The organism is Pseudoalteromonas sp. Scap25, assembly GCF_013394125.1.
Taxonomy (GTDB): Bacteria; Pseudomonadota; Gammaproteobacteria; order Enterobacterales; family Alteromonadaceae; genus Pseudoalteromonas.
In genome coordinates, this window is record NZ_CP041327.1 from 1,249,662 (window position 1) to 1,274,018 (window position 24,357).

Consider the following 24,357-nt stretch of genomic DNA (forward strand, 5'->3'; position numbering starts at 1 on the left):
GATTAGGTTAATTATGGCTAATGAGCGATCCGTTCCCACCTCTCGACTTTCACGATTTGCAAAGTTAGGCTCATTAGCCACAGGTGTTGCCACAAATATGTTAGTAGGTGGTGCCAAAAGTGCGCTTAGTGGTAAAGGCTGGGATAATAAAAGCTTATTACTCCAGCCGAAAAATATTGAAAACTTAGCCACTCAGCTGTCGCACCTTCGCGGTGCGGCAATGAAGCTTGGGCAGTTACTTTCAATGGATGCTGGCGACTTATTAACTCCCGAGCTTGCGCAGTTACTGTCTTTGTTGCGTGCCGATGCCAACCCAATGCCACATAAGCAATTAGTGAGCGTGCTAAAAGAGCAATGGGGGGATGATTGGTTATCGCGTTTTTCTCATATTGAACTAAGGCCGTTTGCAGCTGCATCAATTGGGCAGGTTCATTTAGCTTATATAGAAAATGGTGATCAATTAGCCGTTAAAATTCAATATCCAGGTATTTCTAAAAGTGTGGTAAGCGACGTAGATAATGTGATCACTTTACTTACTTTATCGCGATTATTACCTAAAGAATTGGATATAAAACCCTTAGTTGAAGAAGCGAAAGCGCAGTTACTAGCTGAGACTGATTACACCCTAGAAGCTCAGTATTTAGCAAGATACAAAAACCTGTTATCGACTAACCCCCATTTTAAAGTGCCTAGTGTGTATGTAGAGCACAGTACTGCGCAAGTGCTAACCATGGAGTATGTAGATGCCAAGCCTATAGAGGGCATTACATATTTACCACAATCAGATCGAAGTCGGGTTGCTGAGCAACTAATTGATTTGTTTTTTAAAGAAATGTTTGAGTTTAAGTTAATTCAAACCGACCCTAACTTTGCTAATTACCATTACCAACCAGAATCACAAAAAATCGTGTTATTTGATTTTGGTGCCACCCGAGAAATTACAGCTACCCTAAGTGATGCCTATTTAGCCTTGTTTAAAGCCGGCAGTAATAATGATCGTGAAGGTGTGCTCAATGCCGCCACTGCTATTGGCTATTTTAAAGACGCTCTAAAAGATGACTATAAAGAAAGAGTGATTGATTTATTTTTAATGGCTTGCGAGCCACTTCGCTATAATGGTGAGTTTGATTTTAAAAACAGTGAACTTGCTAGCAACATCAAAGATGCTGGAATGCAATTAAGTGCCCAGTCGCAGCAGTGGCATACCCCTCCTGTGGATGCATTGTTTATTCACCGTAAATTAGCTGGCTTATATTTAATTGCAGCGCGTTTAGACGCCAAAATAAATATTAAGGCGTTATTTAGCCATTATTAAGTGCTAAAGCAGGATAAAATTGGCATAATGCTCGCGATATTTCGCGAGGTTGTATTATGATAAAAAACTTTTTAAACGATCCTACCTTATTGCTCAATGCGGTAGGTGAGGGTATATATGGATTTGATTTGTCCGGTAATGCGGTATTTGTAAACCCAGCTGCAGAGCGAATGACTGGGTGGACGGCCGATGAATTATTAGGAAAAAAAATACATCAATATCATCATCATAGTCATGCCGATGGCACCCCTTACCCTGCCGATGAGTGCCAAATTTATTGCACTATGTTTGATGGCAAACGCCGCGAAGTAAAAAACGAAGTATTTTGGCGCAAAGATGGTAGTGCCTTTGCAGTTGAGTACACCTCCACTCCCGTTTATAAAAATAACCAGCTTATTGGTGCTGTGGCAGTATTTCGCGATATATCAGCACAACAGCAAACCCAAACCCAGTTGCACGAAGCGTTAGCTCAAGTAAAGCATCTAAGCGAGCAGCTAAAAGATGAGAACGATTACCTTATTGCCGAGCTTAACGAGGATTGGCAAGATTCAGGACTGGTTGGCCACAGCGCTGTATTCCAACGCATGTTAGATCAAATACAGTTAGTGAGTGAAACCGACAGCACCGTACTCATTCTTGGTGAAAATGGCACTGGCAAAGAGTTGGTAGCGCGTAACTTGCACCGTCTCAGTAAGCGCAACGAACAAGCATTCATAAAAGTAAATTGTGCGGCATTCACTCCAAGTTTATTAGAGTCAGAACTTTTTGGGCATGAAAGGGGCTCATTTACTGGCGCTAACGAGCGTCGTAAAGGACGTTTTGAACTTGCCGATCACGGCACCTTATTTTTAGATGAAGTCGCAGAGCTGCCGTTAGAGTCCCAAAGTAAGCTATTAAGGGTATTACAAGAGCGTGAATTTGAACGCGTTGGCGGTAGTCAAACCCTAAAGGTTGATATTCGCATCATTGCTGCAACCAACCGTAACTTGTGGGAAATGGTACAAGCAGGGCAGTTTAGAATGGACTTATATTACCGTTTAAATGTATTTCCTATTCATGTGCCAGCACTTAAAGAACGAAAAGAAGACATTCCTTACTTGTGTCAAAACTTAATTGCACAAATAAACAAGCGCTTAGGTAAGCAATTGCAAGGGTTAAGTACAAAAGCGATCAGACAATTACAAGCCTATGACTGGCCAGGTAACATTAGAGAGCTACAAAATGTACTCGAACGAGAAGCTATTTTATCTAAACACTCTACATTACAGTTAAGTCAGTCGCTCAAAGCGGGCGATGATAACGCCATAAACCCAACGCTTACACTTGATGAAGCACAAAAACAGCATATAAGTAGCGTATTAGCACTGTGTAATTGGAAAATTGCAGGTGAACAAGGCGCGGCAAATAAGTTGGGCTTACCAGAGAGCACCTTACGCTCAAAAATGCAAAAGTTAGGACTGCGTCGTCAGAGCTAACTCGTGATATATCGCGATAGTCGCTAAATATCGCGATATTATAGTTCGGTTTTATTTTTAAAGTCATTTAATATCAATGCTTTAGTTTAACTTTCAGTGTGGTCTGAAAGTTGCAAATACTTGTTTAGTACCCGTCACTATGAAGTAAGTAGCATGAAGTTTGATATTAAAGAAGAAGACATGATCATAAAGCCCTATAAAGAAGAGGGGCCAATTTATATACGCGAGCAAAAAGGTTTTTTTCAACGTATACGTCGCAATTTAGGCTGGTTGTTAATGCTGAGTTTTATTGCCATTCCGTGGGTTCAATATAACGGCCAGCAAGCGGTTTTATTGGATGTGGCCACCCAAAAATTTACTATTTTTGGCCTTACCTTGCTCCCTCAAGACTTTATGATTTTAGCCATGCTGTTTATGGTGGGAGCGTTTGCCCTATTTTTTGTTACCAACTGGCTTGGCAGAGTATGGTGTGGTTATACCTGCCCACAAACCATTTGGATGTTAATGTTTTCTTGGGTTGAGCAACGTATAGAGGGTACGCGTAACCAGCGTATTAAGCTTGATAAAAGCCCTTGGGATATTACCAAATTGCGAAAAAAAATCACTAAGCACAGTGCTTGGCTGGTTATTTCGATACTCACGGCGACCTCATTTTTAGCGTATTTTATCCCCGCTAAAACCTTGTATCTCGAAATGTTAAATTTAGAGTGGTCTGGGATCACCAGTTTTTGGGTATTTTTATTTGCGTTTTGTACTTATGGAAATGCGGGCTTTTTACGTGAAAAAATGTGTACTGTGGCGTGTCCGTATTCGCGCTTTCAATCGGTGATGTTTGATAAAGACACTCTGGTGGTTACTTACGATAGCGAACGGGGTGAAAATCGCGGCCCACGTAAACGCAAAGCTGATCCTAAAGCGCTTAATTTAGGTGATTGCGTAGACTGTAACTTATGTGTGGAAGTATGCCCTGCAGGGATTGATATTCGCAATGGCTTGCAATATGAATGTATTAACTGTGGTTTATGTATTGACGCTTGTGACGACACCATGGATAAGTTTGGCTACGAAAAAGGCTTAATTAAATACGCCAGTGAAAAGCAAATGGCAGGGCAAAAAACGAATCCATTTAGGCTTAAACTTGTAGGCTATGGGGCGTTAACTGCGCTATTAATTTTATCTATGTTTGCTTGGATGTTACAACGCACCCCTATAGAAGCTTCTGTGCTTAGAGATAGAAACGCATTGTATCGGGTAAATTACGAAGGCTTAGTTGAAAACCCTTACACACTTACTATTATCAATAAAACTCAGCAACCGCTGCATTATTCAATTTCAATTAGCGGTTTAGAGGGGGCTACATTGCAAAGCCCAAATGCTATATTAGTAGAGCCTGGGCTGATGAAAAGTGTGCCGGTAACGGTGACTGCAGACGGTTACGATTTAGCACGCAAAGTGAGTAAGCTGAGTTTTGTGATCACTTCGCAAGAAGATCCTGCAATTACTATTACCAAAGACAGTCAGTTTTATAAAAATTAATAAAGTATGAGTCCTAGCCAGTTAACAACCTGACTCGGCTAGGGCTAGCTGCTTAATTACAAATTTTTTGGCGCTTTGAAAATCATCAAACAAGCACTCTTGTAAATGAGCATCACGGCCTGAGCTGTGCATAATCCGCTGCAATTGCCTTATAGCAATAGGCGAGGTGAGGACAAACGCACTGATCAAACAGTTATTAATCCCCATTGTTTGGCTTACATCTATCATGTTTTTTTCAGCATCGGGGGTAGCAGCAATCACCTCAGGAGAGTGGCTAATATAACCCCAAGACAAATGTTTAAAAGGTTCAATGGTATTTAATAAAGCGGCTTTAAAATGATTTAATAACTGAGGGTTTAAGTTACCTTTAAACTGCCCAATAACTATATTACCTTCAACGCGCAAGCTATAACTGCCGTAGTTATTTTCAAATTTCAATAGCCGCTCCTTTTATTGATTATCTACTGCATTGGTCACTTATTTATAATGTAGTCTAAGGCACCTGAAATTGCAGCAACTTGCGCTAATATACACTCTTCAGGGTTAGCCGTTGCACTGTCTGGATATACTTCAGTGGTGGTGACATACGCAGCTTCAGAAAATCCCATACATAAGCCTAAATCACGGGCCGCGTAATTAATTACCCCAAATTGCGCTTGTGGTACACCAATTAATTGCTGATTTTCATCGCTAGGTGCAATATGCGTTACTTTTTCAACATGTTCAATAATTGCTTTTTGAAAAGCAGGCTCTGGTTTGTTGCTATCAGCCACTAAATAAAAGCCATCAGGAATGTTCCAGTTGGTGTTTACTTTGCCTTCACGAGCCGCGAGTGCTGGTCTAAATTCACTGTTATCAGAATCTGTTGTTTCATGTAAATCGATATGCGCGATTAAATCAGTATTTAAAGATTGCACATAGTTCATTACTGCCGCTGATTCTTGTGCTGGACTGCCCTGATAAAAAGAGCGGTTAGGGTCTACCGCATCTGGGTTCCAACGATTAATCGTTTCATAACCCCATGGGCTAATACAGGGGGTAATTACAATATTAAAGTGCTCAGCGTACTTATTTGCCAATGTTTTAGCGAATCTTAAAGCGCCATGAACACCACTGGTCTCGTAGCCATGTACGCCGCCAGTAATTAAAACAGTGGCTTTGTTTGTATCAAAATTAGTGGTTTTTAACGCGTACAAAGGGTAGCTACCTGCGGCATAATTAAGCTCACCGTATTGCTGTACTTCTAGAGTGCTTTTAAGTTCATCAATTAATGTTACGACTTCTTGTTGATAGCTTCGCTTAATTTTTTGTGCCTCAAGCCATTGGATTTTATTATTGTTGTTCCACTTCTCACCAGGCGTACCAATTGGGTAACTACTGTTATTCATATTAAACCTTTAAGTTGAATTATCTCTGCGGGCTATAGAGCACATAGACCATAATGACGAAAATAAAGCGTTAGCTTAACGCTGACTAAAATAGCGCGCAAGTATATGCGATAGTCACTGCATTAGTTAATGGCTGAGCTTGAATGCGGATAGTACCTTTGTTGCATAAAGTCTTTTAAAAACCATGCGGCAAACTCATGTCTGCACTCTACATCGGCTTTGCTGTATATGTAACACAGTGCATTTTAGATGTTGCAAGTAGGCGGCTACGCCCTGTATTAATGACCGCTACAACCGCTATGTTTGGTTTATTGCCGCTGGTGTTTGCAACAGGTCCAGGAGCTGAAATACAAAAGCCATTAGCTATCGTGGTTATTGGCGTGTTAATTACCTCCACTATTACTACCCTTTATTTATTACCTATCTTCTATGGTTGGTTGGAGAAAAAATATGGCTGAACAGTTACTTTTTACCCTAAATGCACCCACAAATATAAAAGATGACGTAGTTGATATATTAATAGGCATAGACTGTATAACCGGCTTTAACTTAAAAAAATTCAAGGCTATAGCAAAGAGCACAGCGAGTTTGATATTGCCGAGCAAGTAGAAGGGTATCGTAGTTTTTATCAATTTGAGGTGCATATTTTATTATCTGAACTTGCCATACTAAAAACGACGCTAAGCCCTGTTTGTAAGTACACACCGTTAAATATTGGGTAACCCCGGTTTATGAAAGTGAGCATATTGGATAGTTACCATATATTAGATTAACTTTGAGAGTCACTTCAATTGGATTAGTTATTAGACTTATTTAATTGATTTTGACAACTTATCAATGTTTAATTGAATGACATGTATTAATTGTTGTTTATTATGCACTTTCTCCATAAGTACTTCTTACTTAACGATCATCATACTGCCCATGATGAAGTCGCACACTGGCGGGTGAGTGCACTGCGGATAATTTTAACTCTCGTTACTTTGCTCTGTTTTTTGGTAGTTTGTTATACATACACCCGCGCAATTGAATTCAACCTAATTTACATTGCAGTTATTACTATTAGTTTTTTCACTATTGCTTTTAGTCTTTTATTAGCAAGTAAGCGATTTTACACATTTAGTGCAAACGCACTTTTATTAACTATCGTTGCTGGTAGTTTATCAATGAATTTATTTTTAACTGACTTAGAGCTTGCAAAGGTGGGTTCTATGTTTATGTATTCATGTCCCATCATTGCTCTTATGCTACTCGGTTACAGAACGGCTTTGGCCTACGGTATTTTAAACATCATACCTTTTTACATGATTATTAATAATGTTGATTTATCTGGCTATTCAGGAATATCAAGCCAATTACCAGAAGCTGACTTATATATTACAGGCCTGATATTTTTATTTTTTAATATTTGTATTCCACTGGCTACTGCGCGAACAATTGTTGCTGCCAAACGTTTAAACAAAACCATGTTAAATGCTAATAGCTTCCTTAAAGATAAAAACGAGCTTTATCGCACCTTATTTACTGAATCTAATAAAGCTAAAATTATTGTCGACGAAAATTTAGTAATTACAGATTTAAATCAACATGCTATTGAAATGTTTGGATTAAAAAACAGCTTGAAAGAAAAGGCTGAGAGAATTGATGGATTATTCCCTGCACTTAATAGCAAAGAGTTAAATATAAAAAATCAAATCATAGAATATAAGAGTCGCTACTATAAGAGTAATTATCAGCAAATAGCAATGAGTACAAATTACCGAGTGTATGACTTTTATGATTGCACGCAAGAGCAGTTAATTAAACAAAACTTGTCTATGATGGAGCAAGAGAACAAACGTCTAAGGTTTAGAGACTCGCAGACGAAATTGCCTAATCGAGAGTGGTTTGAGATGCAATGCGATAGGTTAACGTCTAAATATCAAAAAGGCTTTTATATCGTAGTCACACAAAGCGCAAATAGTGAATATTTAAATTTAAAACTTAAAAAGGCTGACTCCCAATCATTGCTAATTACTGCTTATAAGCGCTTAAAAGCAATGCCTGAAGGGCCCTTGCTTTGTGCGTATATAGAAGGTAGTAAACTTTGCTTTATTGTTGGTTCAAGCTCAAGTGAACAGCAAAACAAGTTATTAATACAAATTAAAAGCACTTTAGATCAAACTTATGATGTATTTGGTACTAATTACCAACAATCATTTTTATTTGGTTTTGCTAAGTGTCCTGAGCACGGTGAAGATAGTGCTATTGTTCTTAGTAATGCGTGTGAGGCGCTCAAGCTCGCAGACTATAACTTGCCTTTTAGTGGTTACAACCAAAAACAATCACAGGCTTTTATGGAAAAGTATGAAATTTCCATGTTACTTGATGAAGCTTTGCAACAAAATGATCTGTCAGTACATTATCAACCTAAAGTGAATGCAAAAGGTGAATGTATTGGGCTTGAAGCATTAGCTCGTTGGCATAGCTCTGTGCTTGGTAATATATCGCCAACTGTCTTTATTCCTATTGCAGAAGAGTACAGAATGATTAGTAGATTAACGGATTTAATTATTCAAAAAGTCTGCGCTCAAATTGCCCAATGGAATAAAGTTGGTTTGCCACTTTTACCTATAGCAATAAACATATCTTTGCTCGATTTTAGCCAAGCTGACTTTATGTCAAAATTGGTGAAATATTTGGCGGATTTTAATGTAAAACCGAATCAAATAGAATTAGAGCTTACCGAAACATCACTTGAGGCTAACCAAGCCCACTCTCTAAAACTTATGCAAACTTTGCAAGATTGGGGGTTCTCTATTACTGTGGATGACTTTGGTGTTGGCTACTCAAATATTGCACGCCTTGCTGATTACCCTATTGATAAACTTAAATTGGATCGCTCTTTAATAAGTCAGGTTACACGCTCTACACGCCAGAAAAGCTTAGTTAAAGCTATGCATGTGATGTGTGATGAACTCAATATCAAGTGTGTAGCCGAGGGAGTAGAAACCGAAGAACAGGTCTTAATAATGTCCGAAATGGGATGTAAAGAGTTTCAAGGTTATTACTTTTCTAAACCCATGAGTGCTCAGGTGTATGCTGAATGTATAAATGAAAATGGTCTTGTTTTTATGACAAAAAACTCAGCTACAATGAAAGGTAGTTGAATTTAATAACTATGTTCTAGCGACCTTTTCGGATTAAAATTTCAAACTAGGGTAACGAATTTTTTGGCGTTAAATGCTGCTGAAATATTTCAGCAGCATTTGAGCTGTTCTAGTTTATTCAAACAATCCTTTTATAACCGCGTGGCGGTTTTGCACCATTAATATGCCGTTAGCCCATACATACTCAGGGGTTAAGGTCTCTTTATCGAGAAGCACAACATCCGCGTCGCTTGTTGCTTTAAGGCGGCCTTTATCAAGTCCTAAAATATCGGCAGGGTTACTGGTTATGCTCATTAAAGCCTGCTCTATAGGGACGTTATATTCTTTGACTGCTTGCTGAAACGAACTCAGTAGGGATGCCTCTTTGCCCACCTCAAGCCCTAATAAATTAAAGTCTTTATCAAAAATAGGTAAACTAGCATGGCCATCTGAGCTCATAGTGAGTTGATTTGGTGCTACGCCTTGTTCTAAGCAGTAGGCAAGGGCATGGGCTGCTGCATATTCACCATGTGCTAAATCGTAGTCGGTGGTGCTGGTGGTAAAGTCGATAGTACCGCCCTGATCACAAAAGTGAATACCGGCATCAAGAAGTGCTTTATTGCGGTTCATATGCGTAGGATAAAACTGTTTAAGCTTAATATCACTTTGCTGAGCCACCTGATGCAAAATACTCAAGTGACTATCGACAGGGCCGACATGAATACTCACGGTGCCTTTTTTACCACTGAGCATACCGGCTACTTTGGCCTCGGCTGCCAATTCTGCTAATTGCTGGACCGTAGGTTGGCTACTGCGATGATCAGAAATAGCCACTTCGCCAACACCTATAAACTCCTCTATATACATGATGTCGTCAGTGATTGAGTGAGTAAGAGTTTTAGCGGGTAAATGATACGAACCGGTATGGCAAAATACATTCAGCCCTTGCTCTTTTAGGCCTTTTGCTTTGGCAACCAAATTGGTAAGCGTACGTGAGCTTGAGTCGGTACCCAGTGCGCCCACCACTGTGGTAGTGCCCGATAGGGTTGCATCGGTTAGGTTCATTTCAGGGGTGCGGCTGGCAAATCCAGCTTCGCCACCGCCACCGGTAATATGCACTAACGAGTCAACAAACCCCGGCGTAACAAGCTTATTTTTACCGTCAATTCGTTTGACGAGTACACTGCTGTCGAGGATTATATTTTCGTCAATAGCAATGATTTTACCACCGCCAATTAAAACATCTTGTGTGCCTAGGTAGGTAGGTGCATAAACGTTTGCACCTTGAATTAAAGTTAACATAACAAATTCTTTTTATTGATAATTAATAAAGTAAGCAAGAAATATAAAGCCGCTTGCTAATACAAAAAGTGCTAGAGCAAAGCGCCAAATAAACGCAGCCCATTCTCCCCAATCTAATTTCACGACCCCTAAACAACCAATTAAACTAGCTGAGGTGGGAATTAAAATATTGGTTAATCCATCACCTAATTGAAAGGCCAATACCACAATTTGCCTTGATACATTGAGCAAATCGCCAAGTGGAGACATCAGCGGCATAGTGATGGCAGCTTGGCCTGAACCCGATGAAACAAAAAAGTTAAATACACTTTGAAACACCAGCATTCCCCAAGCTGCAATGTAATCTGGCACACTGGCTATGCTACTTGCACAGTAATAAAGCAGGGTGTTGAGAGTTGAGGGAGTGGTTAAATCACTACCGCCTAATAGTAATACAATGCCTTTAGCCAGTGCGACTAATAACGCCGCTGGCAATAATTCTTGTGCACCGTGTTTAAACGCATCCGCGCACTCATTCGCGGTTAGCTTTTTAAACACGATGGCAATTATTGCACTGATAAGGCCAATACAAAAAAACTGTGCCGCAAGCTCAGGAATATAATATTGGCGAGCCATCACTCCCCATACAACCCAGGCTATGCCCAATACAAACACTAATAATGTGAGTGCATCGGCTAGGCTGAGTTTAATCGTTGGCTGATCACCCGTTTTTAGGGATTGTGTTTTTATCCGTTTTGCATAGCGCATAGTAAACACAAGGCCTACAAGGGTAAAACAAGCCCACGCTAACATACGAAAGCCCGCACCAGAAAATACTGGAATTTCAGCTATCGATTGCGCTATAGCAATGCTAAAAGGGTTCATCCATGAGGTGGCAAAGCCTATTTGCGTAGCCACATAAGTTGTAAGTACAGTGACTTTAGCGTCGTAGCCAAGTTGTTGCATAATAGGGAGCAGCACAATACAAAATGCAATAGCCTCTTCGCCCATACCAAATACCGCGCCGCCTAACGAAAATAGTAAAAACAGTAAGGGAATAAACAGCCATTCAACCCGCTTGGTTTTATTAATAAGTGCCATAATGCCGTTATTAATCGCACCGGTTTTCATAATAATGCCAAAGGCACCGCCAGTGATTAAAATAAACGCCATTACGCCAATAGCTGCACCATATTTATCACCCGACACTAAGCCTTCAAACAATACATTTGCTAAACCAATGTCCCCACCTTGTGCAAAAACAGGTGGTGATTGTTGGTCGTTAACGGCTTGATATTGTGAAAGCTGCACAGTGTGGCTACCAGATTCTGCATTAAATACCCCGGGGGTAATAAATACCGTGGCCATATAGGCAATCACTGCCACACACAGCAAAATGATGCTGGCATCGGGCATAGAAAATTGTTTTTGTTTCATAATTTCACTTTAATAAAAGGTCATTGTGTTGATGCGTAAATAAACGCTTAAACGTACTTTAGCACTTAATAGGCAGTGTCACTGTAGCCATGACCTGTAATAAAAGGAAGGCCGCAAAGCGTTTGCTTTGCGGCTAAGTGGTTAAAAACGGTAGCTAATACTTAATTTGTAATTAGCACCTAGGGCATTATGATTAATTGAATCAAAGCCACGGTTTGAGCCATAAAGAGTGGGTGGCTGTTTATCAAAAATATTATTGATGCGCGCACGCAAAGTCAGTGATTTATTAACATAAAAACCCGCTGATAAATCCCAAACGAGCCAGTCATCAACCTGATGCTCACCTTTTGAGTCTAATACGCCAAGCGAATCTAGCTCATCAATTTCACGACCACGCAGGCCTTTTATATCATCTTCGTAGCTGCTGGTGTAGTTTGCACCTAAGTTAAGGTAGTAATTTTGCGCTTCCCAATCTATTGACATACGCGCAACATTTTCAGGATAACGATAAGTTCCTACCAACTTCTCTAACGAGTCAGACCCCGGTTTATTACGTTCAAACTCAAGGTAATGAGTACCGTCAAACGCAAAGGTCAAATCGCCGCTTGGTAATACAAACCTATGGTCAAACTTAAAGTCTATGCCTGCTAATGTTTGTGTACCAGTGTTTTCAAGTGGGATAGCATGATCGCGAAACAACGGTAAAAATAGCTCGTCATCACGTGGGTTAAATTCATCTATATAACTGCTTAAAATTTCAGTTAAATTAGCGCCGTCTTGCTCTATGTTTAAACCACTGGTGTCGGTGACATCACATAATGCTTCATCGTACGATATGCCTTGCTCGCCCGGTGGGACAATGCCACAGTGACGAAGTGACGCATCAGTTATAGCGCGGTCGAGCACTGCGGTCATGTTGGTATCGATTACTTCTTCATGATCAAACTGCCAATAATCAATGGTTAAATTAGTATTAGCCGATGGACTCCATGCAAAGCCAACACTGATAGCCTCAGATTCTTCTGCATTTAGATTAGGGTTACCTAACTCTAACGAATTAACACTCACTTGGGTGCCATCACCCATACAGTATAAATCGGCTACAGCTTGGTTGGCACCACAGTCAAAAGTAGATTGCGTGGTTCTTAATTTAACGCCAGCTTGAGTTAATGATGGTGCTCTAAACGAGGTTGACCATGAACCACGAACAACTAACGAATCAGTCGGGCGATAGCTCAAACCTATTTTAGGATTAAAGGTGCCACCAAAATCATCGTAATGATCGTATCGACCCGCTGCTTGCAGCTCTATTTGCTCACTCAGTGAAATACTTAATTCAGCAAAGGCGGCATATTGAGTGCGCTCGGCTTCTGATAAGCTAGAGCCAAAGCCAAATACATCAACAAGGTAGTCTTTGTCTGCTTGAGCTTGTGAATTAAGCGAAGGAAAGTCGCTTAGCTCTTCACGGCGTGCTTCTACCCCAAATGAGGCATAGGCTGGTAGGTCGTTAAAGGTAAATAGTTCACCATTAAAGTTAGCATCCCAGCCGTAAACAGTACTTTCTCCACTGCGTGTTGGGCGAGCTTGCGCTGTTGCCAAAACGGCATCATTAGCGGCGTCGCCTTGAAGGAAAGGGTTGTAAAAAGGTAGCAACTCCCCAGATACACAATTTAAGTCAGTACCGTCATAACTTGCCAGCGTACCGTCTGAACATAGCTCGCCTGTAATCGCGCCATGAAACTGGTAACGATTATATACCCCTGCAATCGCTTCTTGCTCTGAACGTGAGCGAGAAAGAGTAACACCAGATTCCCAACCCCAATCACCAATTTCACCACTTAGACTGCTTACCAAGCGAAAGTTTTTCGTTTCTACTTCCACCGTTCTTGGGGCATTAAAGCGCGCGTCAAACGCAAAGCCATATACTTCTCGGCCACTTTGAGTATCAAATGGGTCAATATAAAGTTGATCCATTAAATCATTACTACCATCGGCATTATCGTAAATAAATAAGGCGTCTTCTAAAACATACGGGCCGTCGTCATCATTAATTTGGTTAATAGGTGAGGGCGATGAATACGCTTTTGCCTTGGTCTGACTGTAAAAAAAATCAGTATGCCATTGTAGACCACCAAGCTCACTATTAAACATAAAGCCAGTTGAAAGGCTTTCAAATGGCGTTTCTAGGTAATCATCTTGATTTGGGTAGTAAGCACAAATTTGTTCATCAAGTTCAGTAGTAACTAACTCGGTTTTGCAGTTTGGTGATGGAAGTTCGTTACCATCTCGGCTGCTGAAATAATAAATATTAGGTGAGTTCTCCAGCTTAGGTAAATAGGAGTAACCATTCACTAAAGAGGGAGAGGCCGTGTAATTACGATCGGTGGCTTTAAAAGCGTTACGGTCATATATATCTGCAAATACCGTTAAGTTACTCTCGCCTATTTTTGTACCATACACTAAGTTTAATTGTTTTTTACTTTCGTCATGTTGATCAAAGCTATCGGCAAACGAAGTATTGATTTCAGCGCCTTCAAAATCATCTTTTAAAATATAGTTAATAACACCCGCTACAGCATCGGCACCATAAACGGCTGATGCACCGGTGGCTAAAATATCAATACGTTCAATGGCCGCAAGTGGAATAGAATTAACATCTACAAAGTTTTCAGTGCCTGCAGCAAATGAGCTAGGCGCAACTCTTCGCCCATTTATTAATGTAAGCGTTGCTGATGGCCCCATGCCTCTTAAGCTCGCTGCTGATTGACCCGCTGGTGTTGAGGTAGACGTACCGCCACTTTCAGAGGTTGAAAATGTGCCACTTCCGCCTTTAAAAACAGATAAATCTTTGAGTAATTCATGAATGGTATTAGCACCAGAGCGTTTGATTGCATCTTGGTCTAGCACGGTTAGTGGAATAGTGCCTTCCAGATCAACGCCTTTTAAGCGAGATCCTGTTACTTCTACTCGTTCAATGTTGGTATTAGTTTGAGTTTCTTGTGCATACACACAAGTGACAGGGCTCAGTAAAGTGCTTACTGTGGCCGCAATAGTTAGTTGACGAAACATTGTAGTACCTTTTGTCTTTTTTAAGCGCGCAGAAATAGGTTTAATATTTCTTAAGGCTTTAATTATTATGGTTTTTTAGACAGGGCAATGGTGAAATGACACGCTGAGCCCCTCACAGAAATTAGTGAGGTGGTGGGCTACTCGTCAAACCACTCCGAAAGGTAGTGTGGTGAGTAGAAATATGTTGTAAGCAGTGTTGCTTTTTTAAACATAATTCTCGTTCCAAAAAGGTTTTTGACAAAGCTAGCAAATGGGTGCTAGCTTACTCGCGTTTTAAAGTTCCTTTTTTTTATAGCAAGTGAGAGACGCTCTCGCAAGTTATTTCTTATAATTTTTCACATGAGTGTAACATAATGGAACGAATAAATTTACCAAACAAGCGGTTAGTTAAATCGCGAATAATAACCGCTTTTTACTCAATTTTAATTGCTTTTTCGCTACAGTTAGGCGCAAAAGAGTCTAATCAAACTCTTGTTTTAGTGGGGGGAGCTCTCACAACATGCGCCAGTTTAAGCTCTAAAAACTGTGAAAAAAATACTCAGATCTCGGGTAAAACGCATAATGTATTTGCGCTCTCTCACACTAAAATTAGCCAAATAAAGCAACAATGGCCCAGTAAAAATAGCCAAGCTAAAAATAACACTATTAAAAATTTAGCAACAATGCAGGCTAAGTCATCGCCCACATTATCGAAAAAAGAACTGTTATGGTTGTGGCGCGATATTGATAGCAAACAGCTCAATAGTTTATCGGATCAAGAATACAATTTTGTAATAGATATGCTTGAAGTAGCTCAAATAAAAAGCGACAACACACGGCTAAAAGAGCGGGTAAATACTGCGCTTAATAGCGAATCGGCAGCGACAGAGATTTTGCAGTTTATATCGGGTAGTTTAAAAGTTAATAACTCCAACCCGAGTATACTGGCCATTACCGCCTCAAGCAGAGACCCTTATGAATCTGCTGATTTTTACGAAGGATTACTAAGCTTCCCTAATGTAAATTCGCAATGGCTTGCATTAACCCCTGCGCTTGCTAAAGCAATAACCACCAACAAGTGTGATGATTTAACCACGCTTAGGCACTCCGAAATGGGGCTATATCAACGCGAACATATTTACCCTGATCGCACACAAGCTGAATATCAATTGTGTAAAAAAGGCATCGACGCTTTAGTAGAGCTAATAAAAAACAGTACCGGTGTGATGTTTAATGGTGGCGATCAAAGCCTAACTCGAAAAGTATTATTTGATGAAAATAACCAGCCTTACCCTTGGACAAAAGCATTACAGTCTCGCCCTGTTATTGTTGGAACAAGTGCAGGTACCGCGGTGCAAAGTGGTGGGCAAGCCCACGCCGGGAATGTGGTGATGATCACCAATGGCACTAGCTTGTCGGCATTGAAAGAAGGCGCACAAGCCATTGATGCCCCAAGTGAACGCTCAAACAGCGATAGTTTAACTTACAACCGCTTTGGGGGTTTAGGCACATTTAGTTACGGTGTACTCGATACACACTTTAGCGAGCGAAACCGTACATTAAGACTAGGCACTTTGCTCGACGACTTAAGCGCAAACCAAGATCAGCCGACATTCGGTTTTGGTGTAGACGAAACCACAGCCTTAGTGGTGATTAAATCTGAAGCTGGCAATTTAATGACCGTAATTGGTAAAAATGGTGTAGTGATGGTTAAATCAACAGGGCAAGCTCAGGCTAAAACTAAAACCTATAGTTACTCTTATTGGCCTGTGGGAAGTGTGATTGATATTAAAAATAACGATTATACCTTAAGTCAGCGCAGTATTAGCCAAGCATTACCAGCAATTAAAATACCGCCTTTACCAGTTCAGCGTTTTGGCAGTATTTTAATGGATGCCAAATTACGCTCTTTAACGCAAGCCATGTGCCTTAGCCAAGAACAAACGGCTGTTGGTCAGCAAGGTGAGTTTATTATTAGCCTATCTACCACGCCTGAGTCGGCATATCATCGTATTAGTGCTGCGCAGTATGGCTGTGCGGTGAGTAATTTAGAAATTGCAGTGAGTACCTTTTAATTTAATGCCACGCAAGCTAATTTAATTAAACACGCTGCTTAGTTGATTTTAACTTTAGCGGCCATACTATATTTAAAGCGTGTTTATTAAATCACAACAAAAGGAAGGTTCATGAGTAAAGTAGCGGTTATTTATTTTTCGGGATATGGCCATACCAAAAAAGTGGCTGAATTTGTAGCTGATGGAGCAAACGCTCAACTTATTGCTATTGATGAAAATGGCGATATACAAGACGCCGATTGGGATACGTTAAACAATGCAGACGCCATTATTTTTGGTGCACCTACCTATATGGGCTCATATCCTTGGCAGTTTAAAAAGTTTGTTGATGCTACCTCTAAAGTATGGTTTACCATGGGGTGGAAAGACAAAATATTTGGCGGGTTTACTAATAGCGGCAGCCTAAATGGCGATAAACAAGTCACTCTAATTAGTATGCAAACATTGGCTTCGCAACATGGTGGAATTTGGGTAAGCCTAGGGTTACCACCGGCCAATAAACTGGAATCAACTCGTCAAGACATCAATAATTTAGGCGGTTCAGTTGGCGTATTAGTGCAATCACCTACTGATGCAGATGAATCTGCTATTCCATCAGGCGATTTAGAAACGGCCCGTTTATACGGCGAACGTGTAGCTGATATAGCCAAACGCTTAAAGTAAAAGTCACTCGATAAAATAAGTTAAAAAAGCCACATTGTGTGGCTTTTTTAGTTTGATAATTCCAATTTTTGTTGTTTGTGCTCTAGCTGGTATAGGCTTGAAAATTGACGTTTATGAACTTCAAATAAATACGCTCTTAGCTGCTCTTTACCATGGTGAATGTGTTTAATTTTTGCTGCTATGCCACACTTACTCTGCCTAACCGGTTCTATATCTAATGATATCGCCGCTTCGTTGGGTAAAATAAATTGCATATTCTGCAACTCATCAAGTTCACTGTGTACTGATGTGGGTTTTAAAAATATCCCTGTGCTAGATATAGATTCAATGCAAAAACCTTGGCTTTGGATATTTAATTCGCTCAACCGCCAGCTGCGCTGAATACCTTTAGTGTCAATTACTTCGGGGGCTTCTAATACAGTACTGAAATGGCCTAATTCATCGGTTTTAAATTGAAGTGGGAACCATAGTTGGTAGTGGGCTACTTCTGCTAATAAGGTTAATTTAGCTTGACCAAGTAAATGCGCAATACCATCTGGTATTGATGCTTGTACTGTTAACTTTGTTTCATTGATTAATGCACTACTTTGACTAGGTTCAAATAAGCCAGATAAAAAGTTAATTTCTTCGTCAGACAAATCCATGTATTTTCCTTAATACCTAAATTGTGGATTCTATTCCTCACAAGGTTACTGCCCAATGAATGAACAGTTTATTATTTTGTAAGCTCCGCATAGCGCGGCTAAATTTTTATACAATTAAAAATTTCAACCTTCCTGATTGAAATTTTAAGCTGTTGATTTTAATTGGTTTTGTTTGTTTTTAAACTCAGTGAGTTAAATAGTTGTATGCGTTTTTTAGTATTTTAACCTTATTATCACCAATAAGTTAAGTAATAAAGTGTACAAAATTAAAACGCTTCGCGATGTTTTTATATCAACAATGCGTAAATGAGACTTAGGTCTAGCTTACGAAGCATAAGGAAATACTTAGAATAGCGCCAAATAAAAATGGGGTTTAAGGGGTTCCAAATGCAATTAGAACGAATTCGTCGTAGCGACTTACACAACAAAGTAATGTCTGCAGAGCAGGCCAGTTTATTTATTAAAGACGGTATGACCGTGGGTATGAGTGGTTTTACTCGTGCCGGTGAAGCGAAAGCTGTACCACGTGCGCTTGCAGAGCGAGTGCGTGAAAACCCAATGAAAATTAACTTAATGACGGGCGCGTCATTAGGAAACGACTTAGATAAGCTACTAACTGAATCAGGTGCGTTAGCGCGTCGTATGCCATTTCAAGTAGACAGCACATTACGTAAAGCGATTAACAACGGTGAGGTCATGTTTATTGACCAGCATTTATCTGAAACCGTTGAACAGCTACGTAATCATCAGTTAACTATGCCTGATGTAGCGGTCATTGAAGCCGTAGCTATTACTGAAGAAGGCCACATAGTACCTACAACATCAGTGGGCAATTCAGCCAGCTTTGCTATTTTTGCCAAACAGGTAATTGTAGAAATTAATATGTTACACCAGCCAGAGCTTGAAGGGCTGCACGACATTTATATTCCATCTTATCGTCCTACACGTACGCCAGTGCCGCTAGTGAAAGTAGATGACCGCATTGGTAGTACTGCAATTCCAATTGATCCGGCTAAAATTGTGGGTATTGTATTTACCAATCAAAGTGACTCATTTTCAACCGTTACCGACCCAGATGCAGATACAGCCTCTATTGCACGTCACTTAGTGAACTTTTTTAAAGAAGAAGTAGCACAACAGCGTATGCCTGAAAACCTAGGCCCATTACAAGCCGGTATAGGTAACATTGCCAACGCAGTAATGATGGGTTTATTAGACTCTGATTTTAAAGACCTCACTATGTATTCAGAGGTACTACAAGATTCTACCTTTGATTTAATTGATGCGGGTAAACTTAATTTTGCATCAGGGTGTTCAATTATTTTATCAGAGCGTTGTAACTCACAAGTATTTAATAACCTTGAAAAGTATCGTGATAAGCTAGTACTTCGTCCACAAGAAATGTCGAACCACCCTGAAATTGTGCGTCGTTTAGGTATTATTGCAATTAACACTGCACTTGAGTTTGATATATATGGCAACGTTAACTCAACCCATGTGTGTGGTACTAAAATGATGAACGGTATTGGTGGTTCAGGCGACTTTGCACGTAATGCGCATGTATCGGTGTTTGTAACTAAATCAATTGCCAAAGGTGGCGCTATTTCAAGTGTTGTGCCTATGGTAAGCCATGTTGATCATACTGAGCACGATGTTGATATTTTAGTAACCGAGCAAGGCCTTGCTGATTTACGCGGTTTAGCGCCACGCGAACGTGCAATTGAAGTCATTAAGCACTGTGTACACCCAGATTATCGCAACGCCATGCTTGACTACTACGAGCGTGCATGTGTTCGTGGCGGTCATACGCCTCATATTTTAGAAGAGGCATTCAGCTGGCATACCCGCCTTGAGCAACAAGGCACAATGAAGCAAAGTTAATACATAAAACCCCGCATCTGCGGGGTTTTTATTTTGTAATTAGTCTAAAATATTAGACTCAGACCAAACCCTAAGATCGTGAAGAATTCCTAGTGCAGAGCGCCCAAACTCAGTGAGCTCGTAGGTGACAGCAATAGGTCTAGTGCTGATCACCGTCCTTAAAACCATCTTATTGGCCTCTAACTCTTTTAAACGTTGATCTATCATTTTTTTGCTCGCTCCACCTAACATTCGAGTTAGATCATTAAAGCGAACAGGTTCATCTTTTAAGTGATAAATAATAGAGCTTGTCCACTTCCCGCCAATTAAGCGCATTCCTTTTTCAATAGCACAAGGTTCTAAGCAGGCATTTAAAACTTTTTTTCTTCCCTTACTATCTGTTTCTATAGAGCTTTCCAAAATTTAACCTCTAAAATAGGGTGGTTACTAAAAGTATACTAATTGAATCTATTCTTCAGGTAACTATTATATACCACATTAAAGTAAAGACCAATTTTTGTACTATTTTTGGAGAGATCACATGAGCAAGGTACTCATTATAAATGCACACCAATATTATTCTTTTTCAGAGGGCAAATTAAATGCCACCCTAGTTGATGTAGCATCATCGATACTGATAGAAAAAGGCCATGAAGTTAAAACCGTAACTATGACAGATAGTATTGATGTAGAGGCACAATTAGCACTTCATAAATGGGCTGACGTTGTCTTACTGCAATCACCTATTAACTGGATGGGCGTGCCATTTTCGTTTAAAAGATATATGGACGAGGTGTATACAGCCGGTATGGGTGGCGCCATGTGTAATGGCGATGGTCGTCACCAGGACGACCCAAAAAGCGGTTATGGCACAGGTGGCACACTTAAAGATACTAAATATATGATGTCACTCACATTTAACGCACCAGAGGAGTCATTTAACAATTTAGAAGAATTTTTTAATGGTAAAAGTGTTGACGACTTAATGTTCCCAATGCATATGAACTTTAAGTTTTTTGGTATGACAGCAATGCCTACCATTGCTTGTTTTGATGTTATGAAAAACGCCGATATAGATACTGACTTAGCGCGCTTTAAAGCACATATAAGTACACACTTTTGAGAGGAAACACAATGACTAATGCATCACAGTATACAAATAAACTTCTTCCGGGGAGTCGTTTCCCAAAGATTAATTGCCCTGTACTAAATAGTAACGAAGTAGAGTTAGGGCGTGTCCAGCAAGACGCTGCTTGGCAAATGGTGGTTGTGTATCGTGGCCAGCATTGTCCTATGTGTACGCAGTATCTAAATCAGTTAGAAGAAATTAAACAGTCATTACAAGACATTGGAGTTTCTTTAATTGCTGTATCGGCCGACAGCGAAGCGCAGTTGTTAACACATAAAGAGAAGTTATCAGTGAGTTATCCCATTGCGTTTGAATTAAAGCCTGAACAAATGAATGCGTTAGGGCTGTATGTTTCTCAACCTCGCAACGCTCAAGAAACAGACCATTTATTTGCTGAGCCTGCTGTGTATGTAGTGAATGAACACGGTACAATACAAGTTGTTGATATCTCAAATAACCCATTTGTAAGACCAGATCTGTCTACTTTATTGCGAGGTATAACTTGGATTAAAAACCCTGATAATAATTACCCTATTCGTGGAATGCATAAAGGTTAATGTTTGATGGTTTAAGTTTGCCACTATGATCTGTAAAATAACTGCATATTATTTACAGACTCGCTATGGCGAGCAACACAGAGTAACCATAATGGAAAACAAACTAACTGCAATCGATACACTCGCTGAACTTGAAAGTTTTTTACTGCAAGTTGAAAACGGCGGCCTAGGTTTAACCGGCGTAGCAGGCGTGGGTATGGCAACTAACAATGCTGACGGCAGCCGTTTTGTAGCCGTGTTTGATGACAAGCAACAACTTTTATTAGCACGTGAAATTACCGAAGAGATCTTCCAAAGCGGACAAGACATGGTGCGCAACGGCGTAGGGCGTAAGCACTAGTACCTTACTACTAATTTAAAAAGCGCCAAATGGCGCTTTTTTTGTGGTTTTATTTTAAACAGGTGTTAAATATAAAATAAATTTACACAAATGGCACGCTATGTAATGGTTTCACTAGTTTTATTATGTAAAAGCGAAATAGCTCAGGTGAAATCATCAATATTCAACCGTTATCAGGTGTTAGTTAGTATGGACTTTATTGCTATCGGACTTTTCTTTTTAGTTCTTCTAATCGCTTTATCTATTGTTTGGAGCACGCTAAAAACGGGAATTTCACCGATGATGAGCTCAAGCAAAGCGCGCCAAACTATGCTTAATGCAATAAGCATGGATGAAAAAGGCGCATTAATTGATTTGGGTTCAGGTTGGGGGACGCTCGTTATAGCGGTTGCTAAAAATTATCCTAATAAACATGTTATTGGCTATGAGTTATCGTGGTTTCCTTGGATGGTTTCAGTGCTTTTTAAATATAGTTTGGGTTTAGGTAATCTTACCCTCTATCGTAAAGACTTCAAAAATGCCGATCTTAGTTCTGCGTCTACTTTGGTATGTTACTTGTTTCCTGGTGGTATGGTAGCGCTTGAAGATAAGTTAAAGCATGAAAAAGTTAATAATAAAATCACTATTGTGAGTAATACCTTCGCTTTACCTTCATGTAAACCAACTAACGTTATCAAGCTTAAAGATTTTTACCAAACGCCTATTTATGTATACCACTGGCAATCCAAATAGAGGGATATTATTTGGATTCAGTGCTTAGTTGATGTCATATTTTTTATCCATAAGTTCATGTTATCTGCAGACATTGGTTTGGCAATATAATAGCCTTGCCCATGATAGCAACCCATATCTATAAGTACTTTTTCGAGCTCTTGCGACTCGATCCCCTCTGCTATTAGGTTAAACCCAAATGCTTTACTTAGCGCCACGATACAGGTAACGATGGACTTGTCTTCATGGTCTGATAGGAGCTTTTTAACAAAGCTTTGATCTATTTTTAATGTATCTAAAGGTAATTTTTTTAAGTAACTCAAAGAGGCGTAACCTGTACCAAAGTCGTCTAACGCAATACTTACCCCTAAATTTCGACAGCCATTGAGAACGTCGACTGCCTGTTCAACGTTTCCAATGGTGGTGCTCTCTAAAATTTCTAATTCGAGGGTTTTTGGTTTTATATTATTAGTGCTGATGAGTAACTCTCTGAGGTTTTCAACAAAGCCCTCACTAAGTAAATGAGCTGGAGAGATGTTTACACTCATAGAAAGATGATTTCTAGTCCAAATTTTATGTTGTTTTAAGGCTTCAGCAAGTACCCATTCACCAATTAATATACCAATGTGTGGGTGCTCTAATGCCTCTGAAAAGTGACCAGGGTAAAGTAAACCCAAAGTAGGGTGATTCCAGCGTATTAAGGCTTCAACGCCAATCAACTGGTGATCCATTAAATTTACCTTTGGTTGATAATGTAGAATAAACTCTTTACGAGCAATGCCTTTTTCAGCAGCCAATAACAAATCATGTCTTGCATGCCTTAGGCTTTCTTCCTCTGGATCAAAAAACAGAATCCGGTTTGTTCCTGATCTTTTTGCTTGGTACATAGTTTGATCGGCTCTTCGTAAAATGTCATCACAAGTTAAGCCATCATCACTGGGAAGTGCAACGCCGATGCTGACTGAAATTTGAACGGAGCACGAAAACTCTGCTAATTTTATCGGATCATTTACCTCAATTAGCACGTCTTGTAACAGAATCTCATATTCTTGTATTGTGTGCGCAGCCCCTCTTAATAAAAGGATAAACTCATCTCCACCAATACGCGCTAGTGTATCTTCCTTGCGTAATGTGTTTTGTAGCCTTTGGGCAATGGTTTTCAACACGAAATCTCCGATTTCGTGACCGTATTTGTCATTAATAGGTTTAAAGTTATCTAAATCTAAATAGGCAACGGCGAGCTTTTGGTGAGATGTAATAGCTTGTTGAAGTTGATCGATTAAAATAGGGCGGCTTGCTAGGCCTGTTAGGCTATCGTAATGTGCCATGTCATGAAGTTTTTTCTCTGAGCTTGCGCGTTGAATAGAGCTAGATATAGAGTGTATCAACTGAGCGCTTTTTAATTGGTTTTTAAGTAAATAATCGCTTGCTCCTAGCCGCATAGCTTCTGCTGCTATTTGTTCATCTCCCAATCCCGTGATCATAATCACAGCGCAATGATTATTTACAGACTTTCTAATATTATCTAGCAGGGTAAGCCCGGAGCCGATACCTAATCGATAATCAACTATGACGCAATCAAACTCCCCATGTTCAAGATAAGACATCGAGCTTTCAATAGAGGATGCTTCTGAAATTTTCGCCTGTATGTTAGAGCGAGATATCATACGACGTATATGTTCTCTATCAACCGCATCGTCATCAACAATGAGTAGGTTAATAGTGTCGCAGCTTTCAAAATCATCTATTGAAGTTCTCATATCCATATCT

The 24,357-nt window shown here is 39.9% G+C and carries 19 protein-coding genes and 1 pseudogene; 12 read left to right on the plus strand and 8 right to left on the minus strand.

Translation table 11 applies throughout. The features are described from left to right. Positions 1 to 13: 13 nt before the first annotated feature. The 3 genes from FLM54_RS05775 (at position 14) to ccoG (ending at position 4,326) form a co-directional block, all read left to right on the plus strand. On the plus strand, positions 14 to 1,315 hold the full coding sequence (locus FLM54_RS05775) for an ABC1 kinase family protein (protein ID WP_178955655.1): 1,302 nt from the start codon (positions 14 to 16) through the stop codon (positions 1,313 to 1,315). Between the two features lie 56 nt (positions 1,316 to 1,371). After that, positions 1,372 to 2,790 (plus strand): sigma-54 interaction domain-containing protein, encoded by a 1,419-nt coding sequence (locus FLM54_RS05780; protein WP_178955656.1) that lies wholly within the window; start codon positions 1,372 to 1,374, stop codon positions 2,788 to 2,790. A 153-nt stretch (positions 2,791 to 2,943) separates the two neighbouring features. Then, positions 2,944 to 4,326: a cytochrome c oxidase accessory protein CcoG gene (gene ccoG / locus FLM54_RS05785; protein ID WP_178955657.1), complete on the plus strand. Its 1,383-nt coding sequence runs from the start codon at positions 2,944 to 2,946 to the stop codon at positions 4,324 to 4,326. Between the two features lie 21 nt (positions 4,327 to 4,347). On the opposite strand, the gene FLM54_RS05790 is transcribed toward ccoG, so the two are convergent. Continuing rightward, the gene (locus FLM54_RS05790) at positions 4,348 to 4,764 is read right to left on the minus strand and encodes a hypothetical protein (protein WP_178955659.1); all 417 of its coding nucleotides are present in this window, start codon (positions 4,762 to 4,764) and stop codon (positions 4,348 to 4,350) included. A 35-nt stretch (positions 4,765 to 4,799) separates the two neighbouring features. Continuing rightward, positions 4,800 to 5,714 (minus strand): M14 family metallocarboxypeptidase, encoded by a 915-nt coding sequence (locus tag FLM54_RS05795; protein ID WP_138608851.1) that lies wholly within the window; start codon positions 5,712 to 5,714, stop codon positions 4,800 to 4,802. A gap of 242 nt (positions 5,715 to 5,956) precedes the next feature. Here FLM54_RS05795 and FLM54_RS05800 point away from each other — a divergent pair. After that, positions 5,957 to 6,172, plus strand: a pseudogene (locus FLM54_RS05800) (efflux RND transporter permease subunit); the annotation flags it as partial. A 417-nt stretch (positions 6,173 to 6,589) separates the two neighbouring features. Next, on the plus strand, positions 6,590 to 8,863 hold the full coding sequence (locus FLM54_RS05810) for an EAL domain-containing protein (RefSeq protein WP_178955661.1): 2,274 nt from the start codon (positions 6,590 to 6,592) through the stop codon (positions 8,861 to 8,863). 114 nt (positions 8,864 to 8,977) lie between these two features. On the opposite strand, the gene iadA is transcribed toward FLM54_RS05810, so the two are convergent. The 3 genes from iadA to FLM54_RS05825 form a co-directional block, all read right to left on the minus strand. Then, entirely contained in the window at positions 8,978 to 10,144 is a 1,167-nt protein-coding gene (gene iadA / locus FLM54_RS05815; protein WP_178955663.1) for a beta-aspartyl-peptidase, read from the minus strand. 12 nt (positions 10,145 to 10,156) lie between these two features. Further along, positions 10,157 to 11,560, minus strand: coding sequence for a putative basic amino acid antiporter YfcC (gene yfcC / locus FLM54_RS05820; RefSeq protein WP_178955664.1), 1,404 nt, complete (start codon positions 11,558 to 11,560; stop codon positions 10,157 to 10,159). A gap of 141 nt (positions 11,561 to 11,701) precedes the next feature. Continuing rightward, complete coding sequence (locus tag FLM54_RS05825; RefSeq protein ID WP_178955666.1) at positions 11,702 to 14,629, minus strand: TonB-dependent receptor domain-containing protein; 2,928 nt, start codon at positions 14,627 to 14,629, stop codon at positions 11,702 to 11,704. A gap of 353 nt (positions 14,630 to 14,982) precedes the next feature. Here FLM54_RS05825 and FLM54_RS05830 point away from each other — a divergent pair, with 353 nt between their 5' ends. Beyond that, positions 14,983 to 16,683: a cyanophycinase gene (locus FLM54_RS05830; RefSeq protein WP_178955668.1), complete on the plus strand. Its 1,701-nt coding sequence runs from the start codon at positions 14,983 to 14,985 to the stop codon at positions 16,681 to 16,683. Between the two features lie 111 nt (positions 16,684 to 16,794). Then, entirely contained in the window at positions 16,795 to 17,346 is a 552-nt protein-coding gene (locus FLM54_RS05835; protein WP_178955670.1) for a flavodoxin family protein, read from the plus strand. A 47-nt stretch (positions 17,347 to 17,393) separates the two neighbouring features. Here FLM54_RS05835 and FLM54_RS05840 read toward each other — a convergent pair whose 3' ends face one another. Continuing rightward, complete coding sequence (locus FLM54_RS05840) at positions 17,394 to 17,990, minus strand: hypothetical protein (protein WP_054200650.1); 597 nt, start codon at positions 17,988 to 17,990, stop codon at positions 17,394 to 17,396. Between the two features lie 387 nt (positions 17,991 to 18,377). Between FLM54_RS05840 and FLM54_RS05845 the strand changes: the two genes are divergently transcribed. Beyond that, positions 18,378 to 19,871 (plus strand): acetyl-CoA hydrolase/transferase family protein, encoded by a 1,494-nt coding sequence (locus FLM54_RS05845; protein ID WP_178955672.1) that lies wholly within the window; start codon positions 18,378 to 18,380, stop codon positions 19,869 to 19,871. A gap of 39 nt (positions 19,872 to 19,910) precedes the next feature. On the opposite strand, the gene FLM54_RS05850 is transcribed toward FLM54_RS05845, so the two are convergent. Beyond that, positions 19,911 to 20,270, minus strand: a complete 360-nt coding sequence (locus FLM54_RS05850; protein ID WP_010392830.1) for a winged helix-turn-helix transcriptional regulator — start codon at positions 20,268 to 20,270, stop codon at positions 19,911 to 19,913. 121 nt (positions 20,271 to 20,391) lie between these two features. Between FLM54_RS05850 and FLM54_RS05855 the strand changes: the two genes are divergently transcribed. The 4 genes from FLM54_RS05855 to FLM54_RS05870 all read left to right on the plus strand — a co-directional run bounded on the left by FLM54_RS05855 (position 20,392) and on the right by FLM54_RS05870 (position 22,608). After that, complete coding sequence (locus FLM54_RS05855; protein ID WP_178955673.1) at positions 20,392 to 20,973, plus strand: NAD(P)H-dependent oxidoreductase; 582 nt, start codon at positions 20,392 to 20,394, stop codon at positions 20,971 to 20,973. Between the two features lie 11 nt (positions 20,974 to 20,984). Beyond that, on the plus strand, positions 20,985 to 21,536 hold the full coding sequence (locus FLM54_RS05860) for a redoxin domain-containing protein (RefSeq protein WP_178955675.1): 552 nt from the start codon (positions 20,985 to 20,987) through the stop codon (positions 21,534 to 21,536). Positions 21,537 to 21,627: 91 nt separating this feature from the next. Then, positions 21,628 to 21,876, plus strand: a complete 249-nt coding sequence (locus FLM54_RS05865; RefSeq protein WP_008114111.1) for a hypothetical protein — start codon at positions 21,628 to 21,630, stop codon at positions 21,874 to 21,876. A gap of 147 nt (positions 21,877 to 22,023) precedes the next feature. Next, positions 22,024 to 22,608: a methyltransferase gene (locus FLM54_RS05870; protein ID WP_256872129.1), complete on the plus strand. Its 585-nt coding sequence runs from the start codon at positions 22,024 to 22,026 to the stop codon at positions 22,606 to 22,608. A 17-nt stretch (positions 22,609 to 22,625) separates the two neighbouring features. On the opposite strand, the gene FLM54_RS05875 is transcribed toward FLM54_RS05870, so the two are convergent. Beyond that, on the minus strand, positions 22,626 to 24,347 hold the full coding sequence (locus FLM54_RS05875; protein WP_232735491.1) for a GGDEF domain-containing response regulator: 1,722 nt from the start codon (positions 24,345 to 24,347) through the stop codon (positions 22,626 to 22,628). Positions 24,348 to 24,357: the final 10 nt, after the last annotated feature.